Annotated in this window: 32 protein-coding genes; 9 read left to right on the forward strand and 23 right to left on the reverse strand. The window is 66.9% G+C overall.

From position 1 onward, the window contains the following. Positions 1-238 (forward strand): hypothetical protein (locus tag KF730_RS00005; protein ID WP_294091402.1); only part of this gene is annotated, 238 nt, incomplete at its 5' end. 268 nt (positions 239-506) lie between these two features. Next, positions 507-767 (forward strand): AlpA family phage regulatory protein, encoded by a 261-nt coding sequence (locus KF730_RS00010; protein WP_294091403.1) that lies wholly within the window; start codon positions 507-509, stop codon positions 765-767. A gap of 119 nt (positions 768-886) precedes the next feature. Here the strand turns inward: KF730_RS00010 and KF730_RS00015 are convergent, their stop codons facing one another. Continuing rightward, a complete protein-coding gene (locus KF730_RS00015; RefSeq protein WP_365972731.1) occupies positions 887-1375 on the reverse strand; it encodes a TlpA disulfide reductase family protein in 489 nt (162 codons plus the stop codon). Between the two features lie 109 nt (positions 1376-1484). Between KF730_RS00015 and argH the strand changes: the two genes are divergently transcribed. From argH to KF730_RS00040, 5 genes are read left to right on the forward strand one after another with little or no spacing between them, the layout of a single operon-like run. Then, positions 1485-2864, forward strand: coding sequence for an argininosuccinate lyase (gene argH / locus KF730_RS00020; protein WP_294091404.1), 1380 nt, complete (start codon positions 1485-1487; stop codon positions 2862-2864). Next, on the forward strand, positions 2861-3103 hold the full coding sequence (locus KF730_RS00025) for a hypothetical protein (RefSeq protein WP_294091405.1): 243 nt from the start codon (positions 2861-2863) through the stop codon (positions 3101-3103). The genes argH and KF730_RS00025 overlap by 4 nt, the downstream gene beginning before the upstream one ends. Positions 3104-3119: 16 nt before the next feature. Then, positions 3120-4382: a diaminopimelate decarboxylase gene (gene lysA, locus KF730_RS00030; protein WP_294091406.1), complete on the forward strand. Its 1263-nt coding sequence runs from the start codon at positions 3120-3122 to the stop codon at positions 4380-4382. Beyond that, positions 4379-5104: an NAD(P)-dependent oxidoreductase gene (locus KF730_RS00035; protein ID WP_294091407.1), complete on the forward strand. Its 726-nt coding sequence runs from the start codon at positions 4379-4381 to the stop codon at positions 5102-5104. Before lysA ends, KF730_RS00035 begins: the two co-directional genes overlap by 4 nt. Further along, positions 5101-6054 carry a CorA family divalent cation transporter gene (locus KF730_RS00040; protein WP_294091408.1) on the forward strand — a complete coding sequence of 318 codons (954 nt, stop codon included), beginning with the start codon at positions 5101-5103 and terminating at the stop codon, positions 6052-6054. The genes KF730_RS00035 and KF730_RS00040 overlap by 4 nt, the downstream gene beginning before the upstream one ends. On the opposite strand, the gene KF730_RS00045 is transcribed toward KF730_RS00040, so the two are convergent. From KF730_RS00045 to KF730_RS00135, 19 genes are all read right to left on the reverse strand, one after another. Beyond that, positions 6051-6638, reverse strand: coding sequence for a response regulator (locus KF730_RS00045; RefSeq protein ID WP_294091409.1), 588 nt, complete (start codon positions 6636-6638; stop codon positions 6051-6053). The genes KF730_RS00040 and KF730_RS00045 overlap by 4 nt on opposite strands. A 47-nt stretch (positions 6639-6685) precedes the next feature. After that, entirely contained in the window at positions 6686-7087 is a 402-nt protein-coding gene (locus tag KF730_RS00050) for a flagellar protein FliS (protein ID WP_294091410.1), read from the reverse strand. After that, positions 7088-8497 (reverse strand): flagellar filament capping protein FliD, encoded by a 1410-nt coding sequence (fliD, locus tag KF730_RS00055; protein ID WP_294091411.1) that lies wholly within the window; start codon positions 8495-8497, stop codon positions 7088-7090. A 42-nt stretch (positions 8498-8539) separates the two neighbouring features. Next, positions 8540-9676 (reverse strand): flagellar type III secretion system protein FlhB, encoded by a 1137-nt coding sequence (locus KF730_RS00060; protein ID WP_294091413.1) that lies wholly within the window; start codon positions 9674-9676, stop codon positions 8540-8542. Then, positions 9676-10446, reverse strand: a complete 771-nt coding sequence (gene fliR / locus KF730_RS00065) for a flagellar biosynthetic protein FliR (protein WP_294091414.1) — start codon at positions 10444-10446, stop codon at positions 9676-9678. The genes KF730_RS00060 and fliR overlap by 1 nt, the downstream gene beginning before the upstream one ends. Before the next feature lie 3 nt (positions 10447-10449). Then, the gene (gene fliQ, locus KF730_RS00070) at positions 10450-10719 is read right to left on the reverse strand and encodes a flagellar biosynthesis protein FliQ (protein ID WP_294091415.1); all 270 of its coding nucleotides are present in this window, start codon (positions 10717-10719) and stop codon (positions 10450-10452) included. 6 nt (positions 10720-10725) lie between these two features. Next, positions 10726-11547 (reverse strand): flagellar type III secretion system pore protein FliP, encoded by an 822-nt coding sequence (gene fliP, locus KF730_RS00075; RefSeq protein WP_294091416.1) that lies wholly within the window; start codon positions 11545-11547, stop codon positions 10726-10728. After that, positions 11547-11801 carry a flagellar biosynthetic protein FliO gene (locus KF730_RS00080; protein ID WP_066797904.1) on the reverse strand — a complete coding sequence of 85 codons (255 nt, stop codon included), beginning with the start codon at positions 11799-11801 and terminating at the stop codon, positions 11547-11549. Before KF730_RS00080 ends, fliP begins: the two co-directional genes overlap by 1 nt. 2 nt (positions 11802-11803) lie before the next feature. Beyond that, positions 11804-12100, reverse strand: coding sequence for a flagellar motor switch protein FliN (fliN, locus tag KF730_RS00085; protein WP_294091417.1), 297 nt, complete (start codon positions 12098-12100; stop codon positions 11804-11806). After that, positions 12097-12966, reverse strand: coding sequence for a flagellar motor switch protein FliM (locus tag KF730_RS00090; protein WP_294091418.1), 870 nt, complete (start codon positions 12964-12966; stop codon positions 12097-12099). Before KF730_RS00090 ends, fliN begins: the two co-directional genes overlap by 4 nt. Before the next feature lie 81 nt (positions 12967-13047). Further along, entirely contained in the window at positions 13048-13671 is a 624-nt protein-coding gene (locus KF730_RS00095; RefSeq protein WP_294091419.1) for a flagellar basal body-associated FliL family protein, read from the reverse strand. Positions 13672-13688: 17 nt separating this feature from the next. Then, positions 13689-15149 carry a flagellar hook-length control protein FliK gene (locus tag KF730_RS00100; RefSeq protein ID WP_294091420.1) on the reverse strand — a complete coding sequence of 487 codons (1461 nt, stop codon included), beginning with the start codon at positions 15147-15149 and terminating at the stop codon, positions 13689-13691. 34 nt (positions 15150-15183) lie between these two features. Beyond that, positions 15184-15609, reverse strand: coding sequence for a hypothetical protein (locus KF730_RS00105; protein WP_294091421.1), 426 nt, complete (start codon positions 15607-15609; stop codon positions 15184-15186). A 23-nt stretch (positions 15610-15632) separates the two neighbouring features. Further along, complete coding sequence (locus KF730_RS00110; protein ID WP_294091422.1) at positions 15633-16961, reverse strand: FliI/YscN family ATPase; 1329 nt, start codon at positions 16959-16961, stop codon at positions 15633-15635. A 9-nt stretch (positions 16962-16970) separates the two neighbouring features. Beyond that, positions 16971-17672, reverse strand: a complete 702-nt coding sequence (locus KF730_RS00115; protein ID WP_294091423.1) for a FliH/SctL family protein — start codon at positions 17670-17672, stop codon at positions 16971-16973. Further along, on the reverse strand, positions 17665-18681 hold the full coding sequence (gene fliG / locus KF730_RS00120) for a flagellar motor switch protein FliG (protein WP_294091424.1): 1017 nt from the start codon (positions 18679-18681) through the stop codon (positions 17665-17667). Before fliG ends, KF730_RS00115 begins: the two co-directional genes overlap by 8 nt. Further along, entirely contained in the window at positions 18678-20348 is a 1671-nt protein-coding gene (gene fliF / locus KF730_RS00125) for a flagellar basal-body MS-ring/collar protein FliF (protein ID WP_294091425.1), read from the reverse strand. The genes fliG and fliF overlap by 4 nt, the downstream gene beginning before the upstream one ends. 3 nt (positions 20349-20351) lie before the next feature. Next, the gene (fliE, locus tag KF730_RS00130; protein WP_294091426.1) at positions 20352-20720 is read right to left on the reverse strand and encodes a flagellar hook-basal body complex protein FliE; all 369 of its coding nucleotides are present in this window, start codon (positions 20718-20720) and stop codon (positions 20352-20354) included. After that, positions 20717-21991, reverse strand: coding sequence for a sigma 54-interacting transcriptional regulator (locus KF730_RS00135; RefSeq protein ID WP_294091427.1), 1275 nt, complete (start codon positions 21989-21991; stop codon positions 20717-20719). The genes fliE and KF730_RS00135 overlap by 4 nt, the downstream gene beginning before the upstream one ends. 221 nt (positions 21992-22212) lie before the next feature. Here KF730_RS00135 and KF730_RS00140 point away from each other — a divergent pair, with 221 nt between their 5' ends. Continuing rightward, on the forward strand, positions 22213-23055 hold the full coding sequence (locus KF730_RS00140; protein ID WP_294091428.1) for a flagellin: 843 nt from the start codon (positions 22213-22215) through the stop codon (positions 23053-23055). 97 nt (positions 23056-23152) lie between these two features. Here KF730_RS00140 and KF730_RS00145 read toward each other — a convergent pair whose 3' ends face one another. Next, positions 23153-23605 carry a hypothetical protein gene (locus KF730_RS00145; protein WP_294091429.1) on the reverse strand — a complete coding sequence of 151 codons (453 nt, stop codon included), beginning with the start codon at positions 23603-23605 and terminating at the stop codon, positions 23153-23155. Between the two features lie 36 nt (positions 23606-23641). Beyond that, positions 23642-23992, reverse strand: coding sequence for a YbaN family protein (locus KF730_RS00150; protein ID WP_294091430.1), 351 nt, complete (start codon positions 23990-23992; stop codon positions 23642-23644). Between the two features lie 114 nt (positions 23993-24106). Between KF730_RS00150 and KF730_RS00155 the strand changes: the two genes are divergently transcribed. Then, positions 24107-24943 carry an alpha/beta fold hydrolase gene (locus KF730_RS00155; RefSeq protein ID WP_294091431.1) on the forward strand — a complete coding sequence of 279 codons (837 nt, stop codon included), beginning with the start codon at positions 24107-24109 and terminating at the stop codon, positions 24941-24943. Here KF730_RS00155 and KF730_RS00160 read toward each other — a convergent pair. Then, on the reverse strand, positions 24930-25877 hold the full coding sequence (locus KF730_RS00160) for a M28 family peptidase (protein WP_294091432.1): 948 nt from the start codon (positions 25875-25877) through the stop codon (positions 24930-24932). The two genes, KF730_RS00155 and KF730_RS00160, sit on opposite strands and share 14 nt — an antisense overlap. Between the last annotated feature and the right edge of the window lie 49 nt (positions 25878-25926).

The following is a 25926-nucleotide window of genomic DNA, read 5'->3' on the forward strand; positions in this document are numbered from 1 at the left end:
GGTAAAGTGGTGGAGCGATCGCCTCGGCGCGGCCGGGCGAATCCTGCAGCTGCTCGCCGCAATCGACCCGAGGGCTCTGACCAGGGACGCGATCGCGGCGGAAGTCCGCATGGCGCCGAAGGGCGGCGCGTTCATCGGGTACGTCGCCGCGCTGAAGAAGGCCGAGCTGATCGTCGAACAGGGCAAGCGCCTGTCAATCGCGCCGGGGCTTATGGATGCCCCGGGAGAACGCGGCTGATGCCCTGCGAGCGTGTCGCCCTGTCGAGCGGAGGATCCGCGATCGTCTGTTCCGGCCGAAGCCGACGCTGCGCCTGCGGTAAGGCCGGCATCCTCCTATGCGATTGGAAGGTGCCAACGAGGCGCAGCGGAACCTGCGACGCGCCGATCTGCAGCAGCTGCGCGTCCTCACCCGCGCCAGGAAAAGACCTGTGCCTCAAGCACGCCGCCGCCTGGGCGGACTGGCGCGCGAAGCGCCCACCTCGAGACAACCAACAGCGAGCAGCACAATGAGCGATATGAGCAACCCGCCCGCGGCCGCGCCGTCCGGGCGCTTCCTTCGTATGAGGGATCTGGCGATCGGTAAGCCGCGCCCGGGTGCCGAGCCGACGCAGGGCGCCTTGGGACTCAGTCAGGCGACAATCAACCGCCTGCATCGCGAGGGCAAGTTTCCCCGAAAGGTAGAGCTGAGCCCGAACTGCATCGGCTGGTGGGAGAGCGAAATCCTCGCCTGGAAGGCCGAGCGCCAACGCGCACCAAAGCGCTCCTGACCATCCGCATTGGGGGCCTCGCTGGGGGCCCCACTCAACTCAGCACATCGTAAAAATCGACATTTCTAAGGGGGAAAGCGCAATGAAATCTGAATCCTCACGGGGCATCCAGCCGAAGCCTATTTCGCCTCCGCCACCAGCGCCGCCGCCTTGGCGCCCATCCAGTCCATGTCGCCCGAATAGCGCCAGACTTCCTTGCCGGCCGAATCGTATAGGATCGTCGTCGGCAGATTGACGCCCATGTTCAGGCTCCACATCGCTTCGGGGTCGAGCCAGGGCTGGAGCTTGTTGAAGCGCGCCTTTTCGAAGAACGGCGTGACCTTCTCGACCGCCTTGGTGTCCGCGCCGTCGGTGTCCTGGCTGATCGTCAGCACATGGAGCGCATCGCCCCTGGCCACTGCCAGCGCGTCGAGCGTCGGCATCTCCTTGACGCACGGCGCGCACCAGGTCGCCCAGAGATTGAGCAGCACCGGCTTGCCCGCGAAATCGGCGACCGCGCGCTTGTTGCCGCGCGAATCGGTGAAGGCGAAGTCGGGCGCGGCCTCGCCCTTGTGGCTGCGGTCGAGGGTGCCCTTGTCCGCCACCTCGCTGCCATTGGTGGGGCTCAAGCTTTCGCTCGCTTGTCCCGGAGCCGCGGATTGCCTATCGCAGCCGCCGGTTGCCAGTGCTGCAAGCAGGAGAAGCACGATAGTCGAGCGCAAGGACAGCTCCAATGCAATGTGGGGTGGGCGCTTCGCCGAGGGCCCCTCCGCGGTCATGCGCGAGATAAACGCCTCGATCCCCTTCGACAAGCGGATGTGGCGGCAGGACTTGCGTGGGTCGCAGGCGCATGTCGCGATGCTCGGTAAGCAGGGCATCATCCCGGCCGAGGACGCGGCGCGCATTTCGGAAGGACTGCACGGAGTCGCGGCGCAGTTCGAAGCAGAGGGCGTGCCCGACGATCTCGCGCTCGAAGACATTCACATGCTCACCGAGGCGCGGCTGGCCGATGGGATCGGGCCGAGCGCCGGGCGGCTGCACACCGCGCGCTCGCGCAACGATCAGGTCGCGACCGATTTCCGGCTATGGGTGCGCGACGCGATCGATCAGGCCGAAGCGGCTTTGGGCGGGTTGCAGGACGCCTTGCTTGCCCGTGCCGAGGAGCATGCCGACAGCGTCATGCCGGGCTTCACCCATCTCCAGGTCGCGCAGCCGGTGACGCTCGGGCATCATCTGATGGCCTATTTCGAGATGTTCGCGCGCGACCGGTCGCGGCTCAGCGATGCGCGGGCGCGGATGAACCTCTGCCCGCTCGGATCGGCGGCGCTCGCGGGCACCGGCTTCAACCTCGACCGCGAAGCGACCGCGGCGGCGCTCGATTTCGACGGCCCGACCCGCAATTCGCTCGATTCGGTGTCCGACCGCGATTTCGCGATCGAATATCTCACCTGCGCCGCCCAGACCGCGCTCCACCTCAGTCGGCTGGCCGAGGAATTCGTGATCTGGGCGAGCCAGCCCTTCGGCTTCGTCAGCCTCTCGGATCAATGGTCGACCGGCAGCTCGATTATGCCGCAGAAGCGGAATCCAGACGCCGCCGAGCTGGTGCGCGGCCATAGTGGACGGATCACCGGCGCGCTGGTCTCGCTCATGATCACGATGAAGGGCCTGCCGCTCGCCTATTCGAAGGACATGCAGGACGATAAGCCGCCGGTGTTCGAGGCGCACGATCTGCTCGGCCTCAGCATCGCGGCGATGACCGGCATGGTCGAGAGCGCGGCATTCCGCCAGGCACGCATGCGCGCCGCCGCCGAGACCGGCTTCTCGACCGCGACCGATCTCGCCGACTGGCTGGTCCGCGAAGCCGGCGTGCCGTTTCGCGAGGCGCACCACATCACCGGGCGCACCGTCGCCGCGGCAGAGGCTCAGGGCATACGACTCGATCAACTCGGCATCGAGCAATTGCAGCAAATCGACGACAGGATCGATCGGCGCGTCTATGACGTTCTCAGCGTCGATGCTTCGGTGTCGAGCCGCACCAGCTTTGGCGGCACCGCGCCGGCGCGGGTGCGTGAAGCGGTAGCGGCGGCCCGGAAGGCCCGTGAGGAGGAAGCGCGATGAGGCGATTGGCGATTGGCGGACTGGCCGCCTTCCTGCTGGCGGGCTGCGGCGCGCGCGAGGAACTCAAACCGGTGCAGGGCGCGGCGCTGCCGCCTGCGCCCTATGGCGCGGCGGCGACGCCGACTCCCGGCGACCTGCTCAAACCGCCCGTGCAGACCCGCCCTGCCCGCAGCGACGATCTCATCGAAAGCTCGGACAAACGGCGCAGCGATGAGTTCGACCTGCCGCCTCCCAACTGACGCAAAGCCTGTTTCCATGAACCATTTCGATTCGATCGGCGGCGAGATGCACGCCGAGCAAGTGCCGCTTTCGACGATCGCACAGACCGTCGGCACTCCTGTTTACGTCTATTCGACCGCGACGCTCCAGCGCCACGCTCGCGTCTACAAGGCCGGCGTCGCCAAGGCCGGCCCGCGCACCCATGTCGCCTTCGCGGTCAAGGCCAATCCCAATCTCGCGGTGCTCCGCGTCCTCGCCAATGAAGGCTTCGGCGCCGATGTCGTCTCGGGCGGCGAGATGACCCGCGCGATGGCGGCGGGGATCGCGGCGAAGGACATCGTCTTCTCCGGCGTCGGGAAGACCCGCGCCGAGCTGCATCAGGGTCTCGATGCCGGGATCGGCCAGTTCAACCTCGAACTGGAAGAGGAAGGCGTCGTGCTCGCCGGGATCGCCGCGGCGAAGGGCCTGCGCGCGCCGGCGGTGCTGCGGGTCAATCCCGATGTCGATGCCGGCACGCACGACAAGATCTCGACCGGCAAGAAGGAAAACAAGTTCGGCCTGCCGATCGATCAGGCGCTCGATATCTTCAACCGGCTGGCGCCGCTCGAAGGTCTCAACCTGCGCGGCGTCGCGGTGCATATCGGCAGCCAGCTCAGCAGCCTCGCCCCGCTTGAGGCCGCGTTCGAGCGCGTCGGCGCGCTGGTCGCGCAACTGCGCGCGGCGGGGCACACCATCACCCATGTCGATCTCGGCGGCGGGCTGGGCGTGCCCTATCGCAAGGGCGAGGTGATGCCGTCGCCGGATGAATTCGGCGAAATGGTCGCGCGCGTAACCGCCGGCTGGGACGTCGAATTGCAGTTCGAGCCGGGCCGCGCGATCTGCGCCAATGCCGGGGTGCTGGTCACCGAAGTCCTGTGGGTGAAGCCCGGCGTGGTCCATCCCTATGTGATCGTCGATGCCGCGATGAACGATCTGTCGCGCGTCGCCCTCTATGACGCGCATCATGATTTCGCGGCGGTCAGGCCGAGCGGCGAGACCTTCGTCGCCAGTGTCGCCGGGCCGGTCTGCGAGAGCAGCGACGTTTTCGCCAAGGGGCGTGAGATCGATCTGGTCAGGGGCGGCGATCTCGCGGTCCTGCTCTCGGCGGGCGCATACGGCGCGACGATGGCGAGCATGTACAACAGCCGCCCGCTAGTGCCCGAAGTGCTGGTTTCGGGCGACCGGTTCGAAGTGGTCGCCAAGCGCGTCTCGGCCGAGGCGATGATGGGCGAAGAGCAAGTTCCGGCCTGGCTCAAATGAGCTGGGGCGCCCTGCCGGTCTTTATGGCGGTGCAGGGGCGGCCGGTGATCCTGATCGGCAGCGGTGAGGCGGCGGACGCGAAGCGGCGGCTGCTCGAGCGCGCGGGCGCGGTGGTGGTCGATGAAGACACCGTGGCGGCGCTGGCGATCGTGATCGACGACGAAGCGGCAATCGCCCGGCTCAAGGCGCGCGGCGTGCTGGTCAACGCGGTGGATCGTCCCGAGCTTTGCGATTTCACGCTGCCGGCGATTGTCGATCGCGATCCGGTGCTGGTCGCGGTGGGTACCGGCGGCGCCTCTGCCGGGCTGGCGGCGGCGTTGCGGCAGAGGCTGGAAGCAATCCTGCCTGCCGGTCTCGGCACGCTCGCCACCGATCTCCATGCCGCGCGCCCGGCGATCCGCGCGCGCTGGCCGGACATGGCCGCCCGCCGCCACGCGATCGCCGCCGCGCTCGACACTCTCGATGGCGACGTCGTGGCGCGGGTGCTCGCTGTGGAGACCGCCGTGCCGCAAACGCTACGCTTCACCCTGACCTCGCCCGATCCCGACGATCTGACGCTTCGCCAGGCGCGCGCGCTCGCCGGCGCCGAGCGGGTCTATCACTGCGCCGATGTGCCGCCCGCGATCCTTGATCGCGCCCGTGCCGACGCGGCGCGCATCCGCGGCTCAGCGCCCGCCGACCCCGGCGCGGGCCTGACGATTGATCTGGATATGGCCGAATGAGCGGGTTCGCTTATGTGGTGCGCGGCGGCAAGACGGAGGAAGTGCCGCTCAAGCAGGCGCTCGGGCAGAAGGGCGAGCTGGTCTGGATTCACCTCACCACCAATGACGAGCGCGCCCAGGCCTGGCTGGGTGGCGAGGCCGCGCTTTCGCCCTATGTCATCGAAACGCTCACCGCCGCCGAGACGCGCCCGCGTTGCGATGCCGTCGGATCGGGCGCCGTGATCAACTTACGCGGGCTTTCCTCCGAAGAGATGGCGGCCTCCGATCCGCTGGCTTCGATCCGCATCTATGCGCTCGATGGCCGGCTCTTCTCGGTGACGCGCAAGCATCTCAACGCCGTGCCGATCGTCCGTACCGAGGTCGAAGCCGGCGCGATCCTCGATCCCGGCGATCTGATCGCTGCGATGGCGCAGGCGATCACCGAGGAACTCGATCCTGTCGTCGCCGATCTCGGCGATTCGCTCGACGATTGCGAGGAGCGCATCACCGCCAACAGCGCCTTCGAGCTGCGCCGTCAGGTCAATCGCGCGCGGGTGCAGGCGATCGGTTTCCGCCGGTTCCTCGTCCCCCAGCGTGCCGCGCTCGAGAAGCTCGCCAATCTCGGGGTCGGCTGGCTCGGCGATGACGACCGTCTGCACCTCACCGCCGCAGCCGACCGCGCCGCGCGTATGGCCGAGGAGTTGGAAAGCATCCGCGAACGCGCCGCGCTGACTCACGAAACCCTCACCGATCTGCGCGCCGAGCAGATCGATCAGCGCGCGCTGATCATCGCGGTGGTGGCGATGGTGTTCCTGCCGCTGACCTTCATCACCGGGCTGTTGGGCATGAATGTCGCCGGCATCCCTTTCGCGCACGAGCAATGGGCGTTCGGGGCGGTGGTCGCGGTCTGCGTGGTGCTGGGGGTCGCCGTCGGCGCCTATTTCATCGCCCGGCACTGGTTCGAGCGCTAGCGGCTGGCGGTGCGGTCCAGTTCGTCGTTCAGCGTCTGGATCGAAGCGAGCAGCCGCTTGCGGTCGGCCTTGCCCGCGGCAAGCTCGGTGCGCGCTTCGCCCAGTTCGATCGCGCGCGCGGCGATGCGGGCGTCGAGCGCGAGGTTCGAGCGCTTGAGTTCCTCGATCCGGTCGGCGCGGGCAAGCACGCGCTCGATGCGGGCGGCGAGCACTTCGAATTCGAAGGGACGTGCGAGATAGTCGTCGGCCCCGGCGGCGAAGGCATCGACCGCGCCGAGCGGCTCGTTCTGCGCGGTCAGCAGGATCACCGGCAGATCGGCGGTGTCGCGGGCGCTGCGGATTTCCTGGAGCACATGGATGCCGGACAGTTCGGGCATGACCTTGTCGAGCAGTACCAGGTCGAAACCGCGCGCGGAGATCAGTTCGAGCGCCTGGGTGCCGCTATCGGCGAGCACGACCAGATAGCCGAGATTGCCGAGCCGATGGGCTAGCACGCTCAGATTGGTGCGGCTGTCATCGACGGCCAGGATCGTCCGCGTCGCGCGACGGCGCATGGCGATGCCGGAGGATGAGGCCTGATCCATGCCCGCGAGATTATCTCATGGGCGTCACGATTTGGTAAATGACGCAGTTACGACGCGCTGCGCACGCTCGACCAGGCACCGGCGATGTCTTCGAGCGAATCGGCGGCATCGCGCAGCGGCGCCGGATCGCCGCCCAGGCTGGCGTCGAGGATCTGCTGGCGCAGGCCATGGTAGAGGGTCGCGAGCGTCCGCGAGACCTGACCGCCGCGCTCGAAATCGAGCCCGGCTTCGAGCGCGAACAGCACGGCGGTGGCGCGCGACAACCGCTCGCTCTTGATCGTCGGCTGGCCGCGTTCGAGCGCCCATGCGGCGGCGCGCAGCGCCGCGACGCACTCCTGGTACAGGAGATCGACCAGCGCGTGCGAATCGGCGCCGCTGGTGCGTCCCGCCACATCGATCTGTCGATAGGTCGAGGCGGGATCGCGGGCGAGGGCGGTGGCGTAGCGCATTTACGAACTCTTGTTCCAGGCGGCGATCTGGTTGGTCAGGAAGCTCTGGGTCGATTTGTAGGCGGCGACGCGGCTGTCCATCGCCGCGAACTGGCGGGTCATGCGGGTGCGCAGCTTTTCGGCGGCGGCGAGCGCGTCTTCGCGATCCTCGGCGACATCGGATTGCTGCTTGGTATAGGTTTGCTCGCTGGCGCCGAGGCCGGTGACTCTGCTGATCGCCTTATCCGAGATCGCCGACATCACCTTGGTGATTCCCGCGCTCGCCGCGAACATCGCTTCGATCTGTGACGGATAGTTGGTGAGAACGTTCTGGAGCCGGTTGTTATCGACGCTCAGCGTGCCGTCGCGCTGGGTCGCCACGCCGATCCCCGACAGCGATGCTGGCGTTCCCTCGGCGGGATTGTCGACGAGCTGGCTCATCGTGATCGACTTGAGCGAGCGCAGCAACTCCTTCGCCGCCGCGTCTCCGCGCAAGGGCCCACTGATCGGATCGACCGCGGCCTTCACGATCTTGTAGACCTGATTATAGGTGTCGACGAAATTGGTGACGGTCTGCTTGATCGCATCGGTCGGGGCCTTGGTGCCGATATTGACCCTGGTGCCGATCGACGCCGAGACCAGATCGACCTTCACGCCTTCGATCAGGCCATAGATGCTGTTGGTCGGGCGCGTCGTCTGGACGCCGTCGAGCGCGACGATCGCGTCCTGGGCATTGGTGTTAACGGTCGATCCGGTCGCGCCCACCCCGATATCGAGATCGGCGAGCGTGCCGCCCGACCCTTGAAGCGTGAACGCCTGGCTGGCGCCGGTCGCGCCCTTCACGATCAACCGCGCGCCCGATCCGTCGGTCATGATCGTCGCGGTGACGCCGGCATTGGCGGCGTTGATCGCCTGGGCGACGCCGGCCAGCGTGGAGTGGCTCGAATCGATCGCGATGTTGATCGGCGCGGCGGCGCCGGCGGTGAAGCTGGTCATGTCGCCATCGCTGACCGCGGCGGTGCCGAAGGTCAGCGTCAGCGTGCCGGTGCCGAAATCATGGGTCGCGCCGTCGACGAAGGGATCGGTGCTGGCGACCTGCGATTGGGCGAGCTGGCGCACTTCGATATTGGCGCTCAGCCCCTGCAGCTTGGCGCCGGTGAGGCCGGTGACGTTGAGGATGCCGGTGTTCGAGCTGGTCGGCTGGGTGCGCAGCGTCGTTCCGCTGGTCAGCGACGCGAGAGCATTGGCGAATTCGGTAAGATTGCTTTTCACTTCCCCCGCGCTCGAGATCTTGGCGGTGAGCGACTCGGCTTTTTTGGTCAGTGCGTCGTTCTTGGCCGCATATTGCGCGTCGACGAGCTGGCTGACGAGGCTCGAAATATCGATTCCCGATCCGGTTCCCAGTGTCTTTGCAATCGACTCGATGGCCATGAGGTCCCCCTGTCCCGATAAGCGGCAGAAGCGTCGCGAGGTTTAGGTCGCGCGCGCCATTTTCTGCCCATGTTCGTCGAAAAGCGCGGTCTCGGGCACGTTGACCGGCGGCAGGCTTCCGCCGGCTTGCTTGTTGACCCCGAAAACGAAGGCCAGGACGGTCGCGATCGCCTGATAAAGATCGTCGCGAACTTCCTGTCCCTCGCGGCTGGTAAAGTAGACGGCGCGGGCCAGGGCCGGGATCTCGAGCATCGGTACGTCCATCTCGGCGGCGAGCTCGCGGATCGCCAAGGCGGTCTGGCCACGACCCTTGGCCACCACCACCGGCACCTGATCCTTGCCCGAATCGTAACGCAGCGCGACCGAGAAATGCGTCGGATTGGTGAGCACGACATGCGCCGAGGCCACCGATTTGCGGAAGCCGCCTTTCAAAATCTCGCGCTGGCGCTGGCGCTGCGCGCCCTTCAATTCCGGCGAGCCTTCGGTCTCCTTGTGCTCCTCCTTCACTTCCTGCTTGCTCATCCGGAGCTGCCGAAAATGACGGAACATCTGGATCGGCAGGTCGATGCCGGCGATGATCAGCAGACCGGCGGCCATCACGAACATCAAGGTGATGAACTTGCTGCCGAGCGTGCCTACCGCGCCCTGGATATCGAGCGCCATCAGGCCGAGCGAACTGTGTGTCAGCGACATCAGCATCCAGCCGCCCATGCTGCCGAGCAGCACGGCCTTGAGAAGCGACTTGCCGAGCTCGATCCAGCCGGTCGGACCGAAAATCCGCTTGAAGCCCGAAGCGGGGTTGATCCGCGAGGCCTTGGGCAGCAGCAACTTGTTATTCCAGCCGAACGAGCCGAGACCGGCCTGGCTGAGGATCGCGCCGGCGACCGCGATCGCGAACAGGCTGCCGATCGGCAGCAACAACTGCCAGCCGGCGACCTCCAGCGGGCGCCATGGCTCGAAATGCTCGACATCGCCGCGTCCGAACGAGAAGCTCGCGGTCATCACGCCCTTGCACGCGGTCATCAGTCCGCCGCCGAAGAAAGCCATCCACACACAGCCGAGCAGGATCACCAGCGCGGTACCGAAATCCTTGGATTTTAGAAGCTGGCCTTCCTCTACCGCCTTGCGCTTGCGCTTGGGTGTTGGTGCTTCTGTCTTTTCGCCGAACGACTCCGCCATCAGCCGAACACCAGGCTGGGGGCGCTGTCGAGCGCGGTACGGATGATCACCAGCAGGTAATCGCCCATCGCCGGCAATGCGAGGAGGATGGCGACGACGCCGACCGCGAGGGACGCGGGCAGGCCGATCGCGAACAGGTTGAGCGCGGGGGCGGCGCGGCTGAGCATGCCGACGACAACGTTGAGGCACAGCAGCAGGAAGCCGACCGGCAGCGCCAGCAGCAGCCCGGCGAGGAAGGCGTATCCGCCGAACATGGCGATGCCCATCAGCTTGTCGGGCGCGATCCACGCACCGGGCGGCATCGCCGCATAGCTGCGCACGATCAGGTCGACGAGGACGAGGTGTCCGTCGACGGCGAGGAACAGCAAGGTCAGCAGCAGCGACAGGAACTGGCCGAGCGCCGGGGTCGAGGTGCCGCTATTGGGATCGACGGCGTTGGCGAAGCCAAGCCCCATCGACATGCCGATCACTTCGGAGGCGATCATCGGCGCGGCGAAGGCGATCTGGAGGACGAAACCGATCGCCAGTCCGATCAGCGCCTCGCTGGCGATCATCAGGAAGGTGGAGAGCGCGAAGATCTCGGCCGGGGGGGTGATCTTCGCGGTGCTCAGGACAAGCACGCCGATCGCGCCGGTCAGCGCGATGCGCGCCGGTAAGGGCACTGAAACCGCGCTGAAGATCGGCGCCGCGACAAAAGCCGCGCCGACGCGCACCATCGCGAACAATAGCGCCCAGAGCTGCGGCTCGATCGAGAGGCCGAAGCCCATCATCGCCTAGCGCACCAGGTCGGGAATGCGTTCGAAGATGCTCGTGGTGAAATCGCCGAGCAGCCCCAGGATCATGCCGCCGAAGATGACGATGCTGACGGCAACGACGATCAGCTTGGGCACGAAGGTGAGCGTCTGCTCCTGGATCGACGTGGCCGCCTGGACCATGCCGAGGATCAGGCCCGACAGCAAAGCCGGGATTAGGATCGGCGCCGAGGCGAGCGCGAGGATCCAGATGGCCTCGCGCGCGACGGTCAGGAAGTAATCGGCGTCCATCTTGCGCTAACTCGCGAAACTGGTGGCAAGCGACCCCATGGTCAGCGCCCAGCCATCCACCAGGACGAACAACAGCAGCTTGAAGGGCAGCGAGATGATCGTCGGCGACATCATCATCATGCCGAGCGACATGAGGACCGTGGCGACGACGAGGTCGATGACGATGAAGGGCAGGAAGATCAGGAAGCCGATCTGGAACGCGGTCTTGAGCTCGCTGGTGATGAACGCGGGCAGCAGCACCGAGAAGGGCACGTCGTTCGGTGAGGCGAAGGCCGGGGCCTTCGCCATATCGGCGAACATCTTCACGTCCTTGTTGCGGGTCTGTTTGATCATGAAGCCGTGCAGCGAATTGCCCGCGGTCGAGATCATCTGCGTCGCGTCGATCTGGCCGGCGGCATAGGGCTGGATCGCCTGGGTGTTCATCTGGCTGATCGTCGGCGCCATCACAAAGAAGCTGAGGAACAGCGACAGCCCGATCAGCACCTGATTGGGCGGAGTCTGCTGGAGCCCCAATGCCTGGCGCAGCAGCGACAGCACGATGATGATCCGCGTGAAGCTGGTCATCATCAGCAGGATGCCGGGGAGCACCGTGAGGAGCCCCATGATGATCAGCACCTGCAGCGACAGGCTCAGGGGCGCATCACCGCCGCCAAGCTGGCCGAGCGCGCGGTCGAGCGCCTGGCCGGCGCCCGGCGCGGCGGGCGGCGTGACCGGTGCCGCACCCTGCGCGAACGCCGGGAAGGCGAACAGCACGAAGAAGGCGAGGATGCCGATGAACAGGGCCGCGCGACCGCCGACGGTACGCGGCGCGGAAACGAAGGCGCGCATCAGCCCGCCTTCTTGTCGACGAGCGTGACGCCGGTGCGGCTGACCGAGCAAAGCAGCTTCTGCCCCTCGAACTCGATTACCGCGAGGCGCAGGCCAGGGGCGAGCATCATCGTCTCGGTGACCTGCACCATCCGCGTGCCCTGGTTCTTGGGTAGCCGCGCTTCGAGCTTACGCCAGGCATAGAGGCAGCCGATCAGCAGCCCGCAGACGAGCGGGAGCAGGATCACCAGCTTGAGGATGTACGACCACATCATGGCTATTTGGCCGCGCGCTTCTCGGGGCTGACCAGTTCGGTCATCCGCACGCCGAACTTCTCGCCGACGGTGACGACTTCGCCGCGCCCGATCAGCGTGCCGTTGACGAACACGTCGAGCAGCTCATTGGCTTCGCGGTCGAGCTCGATCACCGAGGATTCGCCGAGCGCGAGCAGCTCGCGCAGGGTGAGCTGGGTCGATCCGATTTCCACGGTCAGCTTGACGTCCACGTCCTGCAGCAGGTGAAAATTGGTCGTCACCGCTGCCTCGACGGGAAAGCTCCCGGTCATGTCGTTCATCGGAAATCCTCTGGATTGATCGGTTCGAGCGAAGAAAGGCGGACCGCGGCGCGGCCGTTGGAAGTGCCGACCTGGCCGGTGCCGAGGCGGCGATGCGCCACCATCACCGGCACTTCGGTGCCGAAATCGACGGGAATGATGTCGCCGGCCTTCAATTCCATCAGCCGGGCGAGCGAGATGTTCGGCTCGCACAGCACCGAGCGGACCGGCAGCGACACACTCATCACCGCGCGGGTCAGGCCCGAGCGCCATGCCGGCTCGACCTCCTCCGGCTTGTCATGGACCTTGACCATCAGCGACGCGGTGTGCGGCTTGAGCGCCGAAACCGGGTAGAGGATGTCGATAAGGCAGGGCTTGTGCTCGCCTTCGGCGATACCGAAGCGGGTGACGACCACCGGATCGTCGCCGCCCATCTCGAACGGCAGCGCGAGATTGGCGCTGCCCTCGGCACGGAATGCGATGCGGGCAAGGGGTTCCCAGGCGGTATCGAGCGGGGCGACGAGCGTCTGGGCGATGCGTGCGACCAAGGCTTCGGCCGCGGGCGTGAATTCGGTGGGCAGCGGGTGCGGCGCTTCGCCGTCGCCGCCAAAGAACGCGTCGAGCATTTCGAGCACGAACTGGCCGTCGAGCACGATCTGCGCGCGCTGGCGGGCGCCACCGATGGTGAGCGGCGCCCATGCGGCGAGAGCGCCCCCGCGCTCCGCCTTGTAGTCCGCGTAACGTTGCACGGAGAGCGGCTCCGCCCAGGCCCGAAGGTCCTTGCGGAGCATGTCTTCAAAGACCGGCTTCAGTCCCTTCGCCAGCCGCGCGCTGAGATGCTGCAGCGTGACGAGGTCGCCGAACGGATTCGGGTTAACGCTGCCCAAAGCCGGCGCGTGTTCCGCGCTGGCCCTGGGGCGCTCCCGCCGCTCGGCGGCCGCAATCTCTGAAGAGGCGTTAACCATGCCTCACTGAACAATGAAATTGGTAAAGTAAACGTTACTGACGCCGCCAAAGCCTTCCTTTTCCTTGAGGACGGCGTTGATCGATTTGGCCAGTCGCTCCTGCATTCCCTTCTTGCCCTGAGCGGTGAACACCTCGTCCTCGGTAGTTTCCCCAAGGGTCATCAGGATCGCCGAACGAATCGCGATTTCATGGGTCTTGATGTTCTCCAGAACCTTGTCGTCATACGGGGTCGAGATCGCGATTCCGACCTGGATGAAGTGGACGCTGTCCTGGAGGTTGGAGGTGAACTCCTTTTCCAGCGGATAGTAGCTGGAGGCATATTTGTCGCCGCCTTCGCCCTTGGGCGTCGGCTGTCCGCCATGCCCCGCAGCCGCGCCTTCTTCGCCGCCGCCATGCTCGCCGCCACCGGCGCCGGCCTTTTTCTCTTCGCTCTTGGGCACGAGCCTGGGCTCGTCCGACTTGGCCTCCTCATGTGCGCCGCCGGCCATGTTGAGCCAGCCCATCGCATAGGCCGCGCCACCGCCGCCGCCCGCGAGCAGCACCGGCAGGCCGATGAAGAGGAGCAGCTTGCCCTTCTTCTTTTTCTTCTTGGGCTCGGTGGTGGCGCCGTCGTCGATATCTTCCATCATGGTCTCCATGCGTCTCAGGCGACGCGTTCATCGGTTTGGGTGAATTGGTCCGCGGCAGCGCGGGCGCTGGCGGGAGCCGAAGGGTTCTGGGGGCGTGGTGCGTCGTTGTGGCGCTGGCCCGATTGGGCGCCGGTGCCCTGTTGCTCGACGCTGGTCTGGCCGAGGCGGATGCCGCGGGCCTCGGCGAGTTCGTTCAGGCGCGGCTGGGCGTCGGTCAGGATTTGGCGGGCCGCTTGGGTCTCGGCTGAGAAATGGACATGGACGCGGTCACCGTCCTGCCGCACCGAGATGTCGACCTTGCCGAGCGCGTCGGGCATCAGGCTGATCCGGGTTTCCTTGACCGGCGCGGAATCGCGCATCGCCTCGATCATCTCGACCATCTTGCCGGTCCATTCGTGGCGGCGCATATCGAGCGTGCCCTGCTGGGCGTCGGGCGTGGCGGTCACTTGCTGGGGCAGCGCGGAGCTCGGCGTGGCGATGCCGGTCACCGCAGGCTGATCGGTCTCGGCCAGGCTGTGCCGCGCCGGTGCGAAGGCGGCCGGCTGCGCGATGGCCTGCGCAGACGCCTGGGCGATCAGCGACGCCACCGTCAGCGGCTGCGCCGGCTCGACCGTCGGCGCGCGAAGCGGTTGCGGCGCCGGCGTGGAAACCTGCACACCCGGTGTGGATGCTTCGATAGTGACCGGCGCCTCCTGGCGAACCGGGACCGGGGCTTCGGTGCGCTGTGCCGGTTGTGCTGCTATCGGCGCGGCGACAGCGAGGGGGGCGGCCGGTGGCGAGACGATGGGCGTTGCGGTCGGAACGGGCGACGATGCCGGTGCGGCGCTGGCGGGAGCCGCAAGCGGGGCGGTCGCAGCGGGCGCTTCAGCGGCATCGAGCGGTACCGAAACGCGCGGCGCGGTGACGACCGGTCGTTCGGCGAGACGCAGCGGCAGTTGTGGAGTCGAGGGCGTCGCGCTGGCCGTTGCCGGTTCGGCTTCGGTTTCAGCGACGGGCTGTGCGATTTCGGCGCGCTTGGGCTGTGCGACCGGCGCTTCCGGCAGCACCGTTTCGGGTGGAATGATGTCAGCCTCGCGCCTGTCGGCGACGATCGCCTTGGTGGCGATCACCGGCGCGGCGACGGGTGCCGTATCGGCCACCGGCGGGGCAGGGAGCGCGAACCACGCGAAGGGCAGGTCCTCGCTGGCCGGGGCGTCGTCATCGGCGTCGCAATGTTGCTCGGGCGCTTCCTCGTCGCCCGACAGATCGAGTCCGATTTCCGGCAATTCCTTGCCGGGCTCGGCAGCGATCTGCCGCCCCGCAACGGGCGCGTCGGGCACCGGCGTTTCGCCCGGCAATGCCGCCGGCGCCGCACCGGGCACCAGCAGCGAGCCCAATGCGAGCGCGAAATTGCTCGTTCCGCTCTGGGCGGCGAGCAGCGCGGGACGCGCTGGCCCGGCAGTGACGGTAGGAAGCGATGCGGCAATCTGGAGCAAGGAAGTTTCCCGTGAGAATGGTCTCACGCGTGGATCAGCAAATATCGTGCCGTTTTCTGCCAGCCGGTGGCAATTCCTCGAGCGCGCGCAGCGTCTTTAGCGTGGTTTCGGCGTGTTCGCGGGCGATCAGCTTCTCGATCGCGCTCTGGTCGCGGCGGGCTTCGCGGGTCGCGGCGCGGGCCGATTCCAGTCCCTGCTCGGCGACCTCGACGCGCCGCGCCGCGGCTTGTGCCGACTGATGCAGGCGGTCGCGATAATGCGCGGCGGCGATCAGCGACGAGGCGAAGCCTTCACCGCTTTTCACCGGTGCGATATTGTCGGCAAGGCTGGCGATGCGCGCGCGCAGCTGTGCTTCCTGGCTGACCCGGGCCTGTGCGCGAACTTCCTCGGCGCGGACCTGATCGAGCTGCAATGTGCGGACGCGGTGCAGCCGTGCCAGCTTCTTGGCGGACCTAGGCATTTTTGATGCTCAGGATCGAAAGATCACGCATCACCGAACACGCCGGTCAGCTCGGCTACGGCATCGCTCAGGCTCACGACTTCGTCGGCGCCCTGCTTGATATATTCCATCACCGCCGGGTGGCAGGCGATCGCCGCGTCGATCTCGGGATCGGCGCCGGGGCGATAGGCGCCCATCAGCACCAGATCGCGATTTTCCTCATAGGTGGCGAGATGCCGGCGCAGCACGCGCGCGGCCTGGATATGATCCTTGTCGGCGATATCGGTCATCACCCGGCTGACCGAGGGCCCGAGGTCGATCGCCGGATAGACGCCGCGTTCGGCGAGCGCGCGGCTCAGCACGATATGGCCGTCGAGGATCGAGCGCGCCGAATCGACGACAGGATCGTTGCCGTCGTCGCCATCGGCAAGAACCGTGTAGATCGCGGTGATCGAGCCCCCTGACGAAACGCAGGTGCCCGCGCGCTCGATCAGGCTCGGCAGCATCGCGATCGCCGAGGGCGGATAGCCGCGCGCCGAGGCCGGTTCGCCCAGCGCCAGGCCGATCTCGCGGCCGGCATGGGCAACGCGGGTGAGCGAATCCATGATGAGGAGGACCTTCTTGCCCTCGGCGCGGAAGCTCTCGGCAATGGCGGTGGCGCGCAGCGCGCCGCGGATGCGCAGCACCGGCGAATGATTGGCGGGGACGGCGACGACGACCGAGCGCGCCCGCGCTTCGCCGGCGACCTTGGTCTCGAGGAAGTCGGCGACTTCGCGCGAGCGCTCGCCGATCAGCCCGATCACCACGACATCGGCTTCGGCGGCGCGGACCATCATCCCGAGCAATACCGATTTGCCGACGCCCGATCCGGCCATGATGCCGACGCGCTGGCCCTGGCCGATGGTGAGCAGTCCGTTGATGGCGCGCACGCCGACGTCGAGCGGCCGGAGAACCCGTCCGCGATCCAGTGGCGACTGGAGCTTGCCGGCGAGCGGCCATTTGCCGGCGCCGCGAATCGGGCCGAGCCCGTCGATCGGCTTGCCGGCGCCATCGACCACGCGGCCGAGCAGCGCCGCGCCGACCTCGGCCTCGCCGGGAGGGCCGATCGGGCGCACCGGCGCGTTGGGAAGCAAGGCAGCGGGGCCGCCCAGATTCATCATCAGCGTCTTGCCGCCGCGAAAGCCGATCACTTCGGCCTCTACCCGGTCGGCGCCATTACCGATCGCGCAGACGGTGCCGACCGGCAGCGACAGGCCGACGGCCTCCATCAGCAAGCCGTCATATGATGACAGCCGGCCCGAGACGCGCGGCTTGGCGGCGAAATCGCCGCAGACCAGCCCGTCGATATAATCTTCGGTGAAGCGGTTCAGCATGAGTCTTTTTCAGAGAGCCGGCGGAATCGGCACGCGGTCGATCGCGGCGGCGAGCTGTTCCAGCCACAGATCGGGGCCATCCTCGACGATCGTCGAGGCGCTCTCGATGACGAATCCGCCGCGCTGGACATGGGGGTCGCCGACCGCGAAGACATTGGCGGGCAGCTTGCCCTTGAGCAGCTCGACATCGTCGTAGTGGACCCGCAGCAGCGCCGATTCGGCATTGTCGGCGAGAAGATCGACGGCGGCGGTAATTCGTTCGGCCAGCACATCCGGCGCGATGCCGACTTCGCCGACCATCCTGGTGACGAGGTGAAGCACGGTCTGCCGCAGATGCGCGGCCATGCGTTCGCGATCGAAATGCGCGCCTTTCGAAAGCGCGGTCGAGACCTGGTCGAGCAAGGCGGCTTCACGGCCCTGCGCGGCATCGAGCTCTTCGAGCATCGCGGCACGGCCCTCGGCAACGCCGGCGGCGTGCGCGGCGGCGATCGGATCCTCCCAATGCGCTTCCTGGCCATGCCCGTTATTCTCGACGGGCGAGAAATGACGCGGTTGAGCGGGACCGTCGCCGGCGCGGCGGCGGCGACCGATCTGCTCGACTTCGGACGCGGCGAAACTGGCGGGCTCGCCGAAAGCGCGCTGGAGCACGGTCTCGGCGACGCGGACATGGCCGGCAAGGCCCGGCATGAAGGCGCGGGCGGGGTCAGACATAGTCGTCGTCTCCACCGCCCTTCGACGGCATCTGGATGGTGCCATCCTTCACCAGGCCGCGCGCGACGGCGATCATCACCTTCTGCGCGTCGAGCACTTCGGCCATCTTCATCGGGCCGCGTGCTTCCATCTCGTCGCGAATGCCATCGGCGGCGCGGCTCGACATGCAGCCGAGGAAGCGGTTGCGAACCTCCTCCTCGACGCCCTTGAGCGACTTGATCAGCACCTCGCTGTCGATGCTGCGGATGAGGGTCGACAGGTTCTTGTCGTCGAGCTCGAGCAGGTTGTCGAAGACGAACATCGCCTCCTCGATCGCGCGGGCGACCTCCTTGTCGATCTTGGCGAGCTTGGGCATCACCCGCTGTTCGGTGACCTTGCGGGCGCCGGACAGGATCTTGGCCGCCTCGCGCGTGCCGCCGAGCAGCAGGCCGGGAGTCTTTTTCGCGGCGGTCGAGCGGCTGGCGAGCATTTCCCGCAATGTCTCGATCGCCTCGGGCGGGACCGGGCCGAGCTTGGCTACGCGGCGCAGGATTTGCGGCTGCACGGCTTCCGGCAGATGCTCGAAGACCTTGGCGGCGACATCGGGGTCGAGGTTGACGAGCAGCACCGCGGCGATCTGCGGATGCTCGGTCTCGACCATCTTGGCGATCTCTTCGGGCTCGAACCAGGCGAGCATCTCGAGGCCGGCGGCGGCCGAGGCCGGGGCGATGCGCGACAGCACGCTCTCGGCCCGCTCGGCGCCGAGCGCGCGGTTCATGATGCCCTCGATCTTCGGCGCCGGATCGAACTGCACCGAAGTGCGCTCGCGTGCCTTGTAGGTGAAGTCATCGAGCACCTGCTCGACTTCGGCCTCGCTGACATCGGCGACGGTGAACATCGCCTTGCCGAGATTGCGGACCTCTTCGGGATCGAGCTGCTGGAGGATGGCCGCGGCTTCCTCCTCGCCGACGAGCATCATCAGTACGGCGGCGCGCTCGGTGCCGTTGAAGTTGCGCAAGGGGGCGGTCACTGGCCGTCGGCCTTAATCATGTCGCGAACCGCGAGCGCGGCGCGCGCCGGATTGTCGCGGGTGAAGCCGCGGACCAGCCCGACCCGATCGTCATAGCTGTTGCCCTGACGCTCGAGCATGTCGATCGAAACGGCGGGTCCGGCCACGCCGTTGGGGCCGCCGATCGCCAGCGCTTGGCGGATCGTGGCGTCGTCGCGCTTCTTGAGCAGCGCCTTGGCGAGCGGACGCACGCCGAGGAACAGGACGAGCAACGCGATCACCAGCGCGGTGACGTTGCGTGCGACCAGCGGCACCCATCCGGCGTCGTACCAGGACGGGCCGCTAGTGCCGACATCGGGCGCGGCGGCGAATTTGCGGCTGATCACACTGACCTGGTCCTGGCGTGCGGCGTTGTAGCCGACCGCGGCCTGGACGAGCTGGGTGATCTGCTCGATTTCGGCGACGCTACGCGGCTTGCCGGTCTCTTCGCGCAGCAGCACCGCGACCGATAGGCGCTTGACGCCGCCGGGCGTGGCGCGCGTCACCGAGATTTCCTTGCCAGTCTCATAGGTGCGGGTGAAGCTGTCGCTCTGCTTCTGATCGACCGGCGGCGTGCCGGCCGGGGCGGTGGTGGTCAATCCGCTCGCGGTCGCGCCCGGCGTCGCCTGCGCATTGGGCGAGGTCACCGTGCTGGCGGGCGGCGGGGTGTTCGAAAGCGCGCCGGGAATGCCGCCGGGGGTGGCGCCCGCGCCGTCCTTCGACGTGCCGGTCCAGTTGCCCTGCTCGGCGCGGATCACCTGGCCCTGCTTGTCATAGCTTTCGCGCGTCGCCTGGCTCTCGTCGAGATCGAGATCGGCCTGAACCTCGGCGGTGAAATTGCCGGCGCCGACCATCGGCGTCAGCAGCTGGGCCAGTTGCTCGCGATATTTGTCTTCGACGCGGCGCTGGGTCTCGATGCGGGTGTCGCTCGCGGCAGCACCCGGATCGCCGCCGCCGCCCGACTTGGAGAGCAACGCCCCCATCTGATCGACGATCGTCACCGATTGCGGCGTCATCCCCGGCACCGACGAGGCGACGAGGTTGACGATGGCGCGGATCTGCGGCTCGGCCAGGGTGCGGCCGGGCTGGAGCTTGAGGATCACCGATGCCGAGGGTTCGGCCTTGTCGCGGACAAAGGCGCTGGCCTCGGGCGTGGCCAAATGGACACGGGCTTCGGCGACGGCGTCGATCTCCTGGATCGAGCGGGCCAGCTCGGTCTCGCGCGCCTGGCGGAGGCGTTCGCCTTCGACTGCGCGGCTGACGCCCATCGGCAGCTGATCGAGGATCGCGTAGCCGCCCGGCGCGGCCTTGGGCAGGCCCTGCCCCGCGAGCAGCATGCGCGCCTTGTGATAATCGTCCTCGCCCACGGTGATCGAGCCCGAGCCGTCGATGCTCGACTTGATGTTGGCGGTCTGCAGCGCGCTGCTGATCGCCTGTTTGTCGGCGTCGGTGATGTTGGCGAACAGGATGCGCTGCGGCGAGCTGGCGACCATCGACCAGGCGAGGAAGCCGGCGGCGATCAGACCGACCATGAAAAGCAGGGGCATGGCGCGCCGAACCGCGGGCTGCGCAAGCAGCCCGCCCATCTGCTTGAGCGGATTGAGGCTGACCGGGGTTCCGGCGGCATCTGCTGTGGTGAGAGCGTTCATCGATTACACCGGCATGCTCATGATGTCCTTGTAGGCGGACAGGAGTTTGTTGCGGACTTGCAGGGTTGCTTCGAAGCCGACCGAGGCCTGCTGGCGGGCCAGCATCACCTTGGCGATGTCGACGGTCTCACCGCGCTCATAGGCGGCCGAAAGCTCGCTCGCCTGGTTCTGGCTTTGGTTGACCGACCTGAGCGCCTCTTCCATCGACGATGCGAAGCTTGCCGGCTTGGCGGTGGCACCGCCGACCGAACCGGTGCCCGCCGGCGTCTCGTTGGCGCGGCTCAGCGCCGCGTTGCGCTCGAGGATCTGCTGCCGAAGCTGCATCACCCGATCGATGCCCATGGCACCGCCGACACCGTTCACGCCGCTCATGCCGACGCCACCAGATTCTGGGCCCGATTGCCGGTGATGTCCTCACCCTGCTCGCGCGCCTTGGCGAGCCGGTAGCGGAGCGTCCGTTCGGAAATGCCGAGCCGCTTGGCGGTCTCGATGCGGCTGCCGTTGCACTCGGCGAGCACTTCGCGAATCGCGGCGAATTCGTGGATCTGGACGATGTTCGAAAGCGTGCCCGACGCCTGGGCCTGCGCGTCGATGCGGGTCTCGGGGCGGCGGTCGAAGATCAGATGCTCGGGGCGGATCGTGTCGCCGCCGCACAGCAGCAGCGCGCGCTGGATCACGTTTTCGAGCTCGCGGACATTGCCCGGCCAGTCGTGATCGCTCAGCACCTCGAGCGCTTCGTTGGCGATCCAGGGCAGGCTGGTGCGCTCGCCGGCATGCCGCACGACCAGAGCGGCGGTGAGCGCGGCGATATCGCCCGGGCGCTCGGCGAGCGGGCGCGTCGACAGCGGGAAGACCGAGAGGCGGTAGTATAAATCGGCGCGGAAGCGGCCGGCCATGACTTCGCCCTGCAGGTCGCGGTTGGCGCAGGCGATGACGCGGACATCGACCTTTTCGGGCATCGTCCCGCCGATCGGCACCACCTCACGCTCCTGCAGCGCGCGCAGCAGCTTGGCCTGAAGGTTGATCGGCATCTCGGCGACTTCGTCGAGCAGCAGCGTGCCGCCATGTGCGGCGCGGAAAAAGCCCTGTCCACCCGAGGACGCGCCGGTGAAGGCGCCCTTCTGGTGGCCGAACAGCATCGCTTCGAGCATCGTCTCTGGAAGCGCGGCGCAGTTGATCGCGATGAAAGGCCCGTCCCTGCGGGCCGAACCCATATGGATCGCGCGGGCCAGCACTTCCTTGCCGGTGCCAGTCGGGCCGTTGATCAACACGGTGATGTCGGATGCCGCGACGCGCTCGGCGAGCGCCAGCAGCGCCAGGCTCTCGGGGTCGGCGGCGACGGGCTCGTTGGGGCCGCGGACGAGGGCGCTGGCGAAGCCGTTGCCGATCGCGGTGTCTTCGGCCGGGAACGAGATGCGCGCGGGGTTGCCGTCGCGGAACGGGATGACGGTCGGTTCGCCGTCGCCGATCGTCAGTGTTCGCGACGGGGCCGGCGGCGTCTCGCCATCGGCGACCAGGTACAGATCGCCGGGCGAAGGCTTGCCGTCTTCGCAGGACGCGATGGCGAAACCCTGGGCGCGCAGCGTCGAGACGAGCGCATATTTTTGCCTGAGAATCGCGGCCGACGGAACGATGGAGCGCATGGACTTCCCCCTTGAGAAGCCCTTGATGCGCGATTCCTGGTTAACGACCGGTAAAACATCGCATCCCGCAGTCTCCCTAGGTCCGTGCGCACACGAGGCGCGCGCGCGAGAGCTCGATTTTTTTGTTTAAGCCGGATCGACGGCGACCGTTTCTTGGGTTGGCGGCTCCGGTTTCCCGTTCAGGGGGGACAAGGGAAGCCGGCAAGCATGGAGTAACTGACATGACTGTTATCGGAACCAATATTGCAGCCGTCCGGGCGGGCAACGCCTCGAACGTCGCGAACAAGGCCCTCGGCACCGCGATGGAGCGTCTGTCGACCGGCAAGCGCATCAACACCGCGAAGGACGACGCCGCCGGCCTGGCCATCGCTTCGTCGATGACCTCGTCGATTCGCGGCATGACCCAGGCGATCCGCAACGCCAACGACGGTATCTCGTTCGCCCAGACCGCTGACGGCGCGCTCGACGAAGTCGGCAACATGCTGCAGCGCATCCGCGAACTGGCCGTCCAGTCGGCTTCGGGCACCTACTCGACCGACGACCGTGCCAATCTGGACAAGGAAGCCGCTGCGCTCCGCACCCAGATCGACGCGATCTTCACCAACACCAAGTTCAACGGCGTCGCCGTGTTCGACTATGCCACGACCGACACCGCGTCGGACGACATCGTCATCCAGACCGGCGTCAACAAGGATACCTCGGGTGACAATTCGGTCTCGCTGACCAAGGCGTTCTTCGACAAGGACGATTTCGAAGCGGCTGACTTCAAGGTGGACTCGGCAACCAACGCTGGCACCACGCTGACCAACGTCGATGCGGCGCTCAAGGCCGTCAACGGCGCCCGGGCGACGCTCGGTGCCTCGCAGAGCCGCCTCGAATCGGTGATCAACAACCTGACCACCAACGTCACCAACCTGACCGACGCCCGCAGCCGCATCGAAGACGCCGACTTCTCGGCCGAAACCGCGGCGCTGGCCAAGGCACAGATCCTGGCACAGGCATCGACGGCGATGCTAGCCCAGGCCAACCAGAGCCAGCAGACGGTTCTGACGCTGCTCCGCTAAGCGCGTGCCGGTCGGGGTGTCACCCCCCTGACAGGCACCGCGGCCGGTCACCTCTCTTTAGGGAGAGGGCGCATGGGAGGCCCCGATGGTCCACGGATCATCGGGGCTTTTCTGCGTCTCGGGCTTGAAGCGCCGGCGGCTCCCCCGGGCGGAGCGCAATCGCCGCTCCCTTTGCCCCCGCCAGTTTTTTGAAGATGCGCGCCTTGGACGCGTAGGTGATCGAAAGATCGCCGGACGAAAGCCAGGCGAGGCTGGTCCAGATTGCATTGCTGTCGGCCGTCGCCGCGCCATGATCGGAATCGGCCACGAAAACTTCCGTGGCATCAGCCTGGGGTTCGCCGGAGCGTCCGACGCGGACGATCGTGGCGTAGCCGGTGGTCGCGCCGCAGTCCCGCAACTCGGTAACGGCGTAACGGTCGCTTCCGGGATCGCGTGCGGTCTGAAGGACTTTTGACGAGCAAAGCGGCTGGTTACCGCAGCCGGCCAGCCCCACCACAATCAGCCCCGAGGCAGCAAGTATCGGCAGACGAAGCACCCCGAATGCTAACATGCCCCATTGGCGTCTCCTATATATAAGGTGTCGCTGCTATTCCGGCCGCGACCAGATCCAGCCGCCGATCACTAATGCCGCGAGGATCGGCGCGACCGACCATGGCCAGGGCGCGAAGATCAGGGCGACCACGATACTCACGGCGAACGCGATCGTCGCCGCTACCTTGCCCTTGCGGGTGATCGCGCCGCGCTCGCGCCAGCTGATGATGTGCGGGCCGAAGGTCGGGTGCCCAAGCAGCCGCGCCTCGAGCCTGGGACTGCTCCGTGCGAAGCAATAGGCGGCGAGGATCACGAACACCGTCGTCGGCATCACCGGCAGGATCGCGCCGATCACGGCTAGGCCGAGCGAGACGAAGCCGGCGATTAGGTAAAGATGGCGGCGCATCGTGCGTGCCTAGCATGGCTCGGGGCTGGGTCTCCAACAAGGCTTGTCTGGCGTGCGGCCAAGCGCGATGCTGGCGCGATGTGGGCCCCTAAGCGAACCATCTGGATCGTCGCGTTGACCGCGCTGGTGCTGGGGCTGGCGGTGAGCTGGGCCGCAGGGTCGATCATGACGCGGGGCAAAGCGGCCGCAGTTGCACCGGCGCAAGCCCCAGCGCGTGATATCAAGTTGAAGACCGCAGACGGCCTGAAGGTCGCCGGCACGTATCGGCCCGGCGCTCGACCGGACTCGCCGGCGGTCCTGCTGCTCCACGGTGTTGATGCCTCGCGCGCGGCGGTGGCGGCCAATGCCGAGTGGCTGGCAGGGGAGGGCTACGCGACGCTCGCGATAGATTTTCGCGGTCATGGTCAGTCGGATACGGCGCCGCGCAGCTTCGGGCTGAACGAGGCGAACGACGCGCGCGCGGCACTTGATTGGCTGAAGCACACGCAAAGGGATGCAAAGGTTGCGGTCATTGGCATCTCGCTGGGTGGCGCATCGAGCCTGATCGGCACGGACGGGCCAGTGCCTGCCGACGCGTTGATCCTGCAGGCAGTCTATTCTGATATCCGCCATGCGATCCGGAACCGCATCGCCGCGCGGCTCACTTCGATACCGGCCTATCTGCTCGAGCCTTTGCTCAGCTATCAGTCGCGTATCCGCTTCGGCGTCTGGCCCGATCGGCTGTCGCCGCTGGCAGCGCTGCCGCGCTATAAAGGACCTGTACTGGTAATCGGCGGGATCGAAGATCGCTCGACGCCGCCCGCCGAGACGCGCGCATTGTTCGCTGCCGCGACCGGGCCGCGCAGCCTGTGGCTCGTCCCGCACGGCGATCATCCCGAGATCAGCGGGCTCAGCGATGCAGCCTATCGCAGCCGCATTCTTGCATTTCTGCGGCGGGCTATCGGCGCCTGACCGGCTGACCGCCCGGCTTCCATGCCGGCGTGAACTTGCCGTTCGCCATGAAGCGTACCGACGGGATCAGCGACTGGATCGCCCTGGTCATGAAGCCGATGTCGAGATTGGCGACGGTATCGTTCTCGCTGTGATAATTCGGCGTCGTCGCCCAGCCCGAAATGGTGTGGGCGACCACGCCCTGCAGCGCGAGCGAATAATTGTCCGAGCGCTCGAAGAAATGCTGCTCGGGATAGGGATCCTGCGTCACCAGCGCGCCGTGCTTGCGCAGGGTCTCGCCGAGATTGGAGCGTTCGAAGCCGGTCATCATCAGATGGCCGGCGGGCAGCTTGGGATCGGGGGCGCCGATCATCTCGATCTCGATATTGGCGACGATGCTCGTGAGCGGCACCGGCGAATGCTCGCCGAACCGGGTCGAGCCGAGCCCGCCCAGTTCCTCGGCGCCATAGGTCACGAACAATATGCCGCGCTTCATGCGTTTGCCCGCCGCCAGCGCTCGGGCGATCTCGATCACCGCGACGGCGCCCGACGCGTCGTCATTGGCGCCCGGCATCAGCTTGCCGTTGACGATGCCGAGATGATCGTGATGCGCGCTGATCAGGATCACGCCGGCCTTGGGATCGGTGCCCGGAAGGAAGCCGATCGCGTTGACGGTGGTGATCGTCTTCTTAAGCCGCTTCGATTCGACTTCGCCGGATTGGAGGTAGCCGGTCATGCCCGGCGCGCGCTTGAGGCCAATGCCTTCGAATTGCGCGGCGACATAGGTTGCCGCGAGCAGCTCATAGGCGGTGCCGCTGCCGCGGCCCTGCATCGCCGGACTGGCCAGGAAATTCTCGTGCGCGCGCACCCATTCGGGGCTGACATGCTGCGCAAAGGCGGGCGTGGCGCACAGCATCGCGGCGCACGCGGTCGCGAGAAGGCGGGATTTCGGCATGTCGTGCCCCTTGGCGGTTCGAACGGAGCCGAACCCTAGGGAGCAAAAA

Source organism: Sphingomonas sp., assembly GCF_019635515.1.
Classification (GTDB): Bacteria; Pseudomonadota; Alphaproteobacteria; order Sphingomonadales; family Sphingomonadaceae; genus Sphingomonas.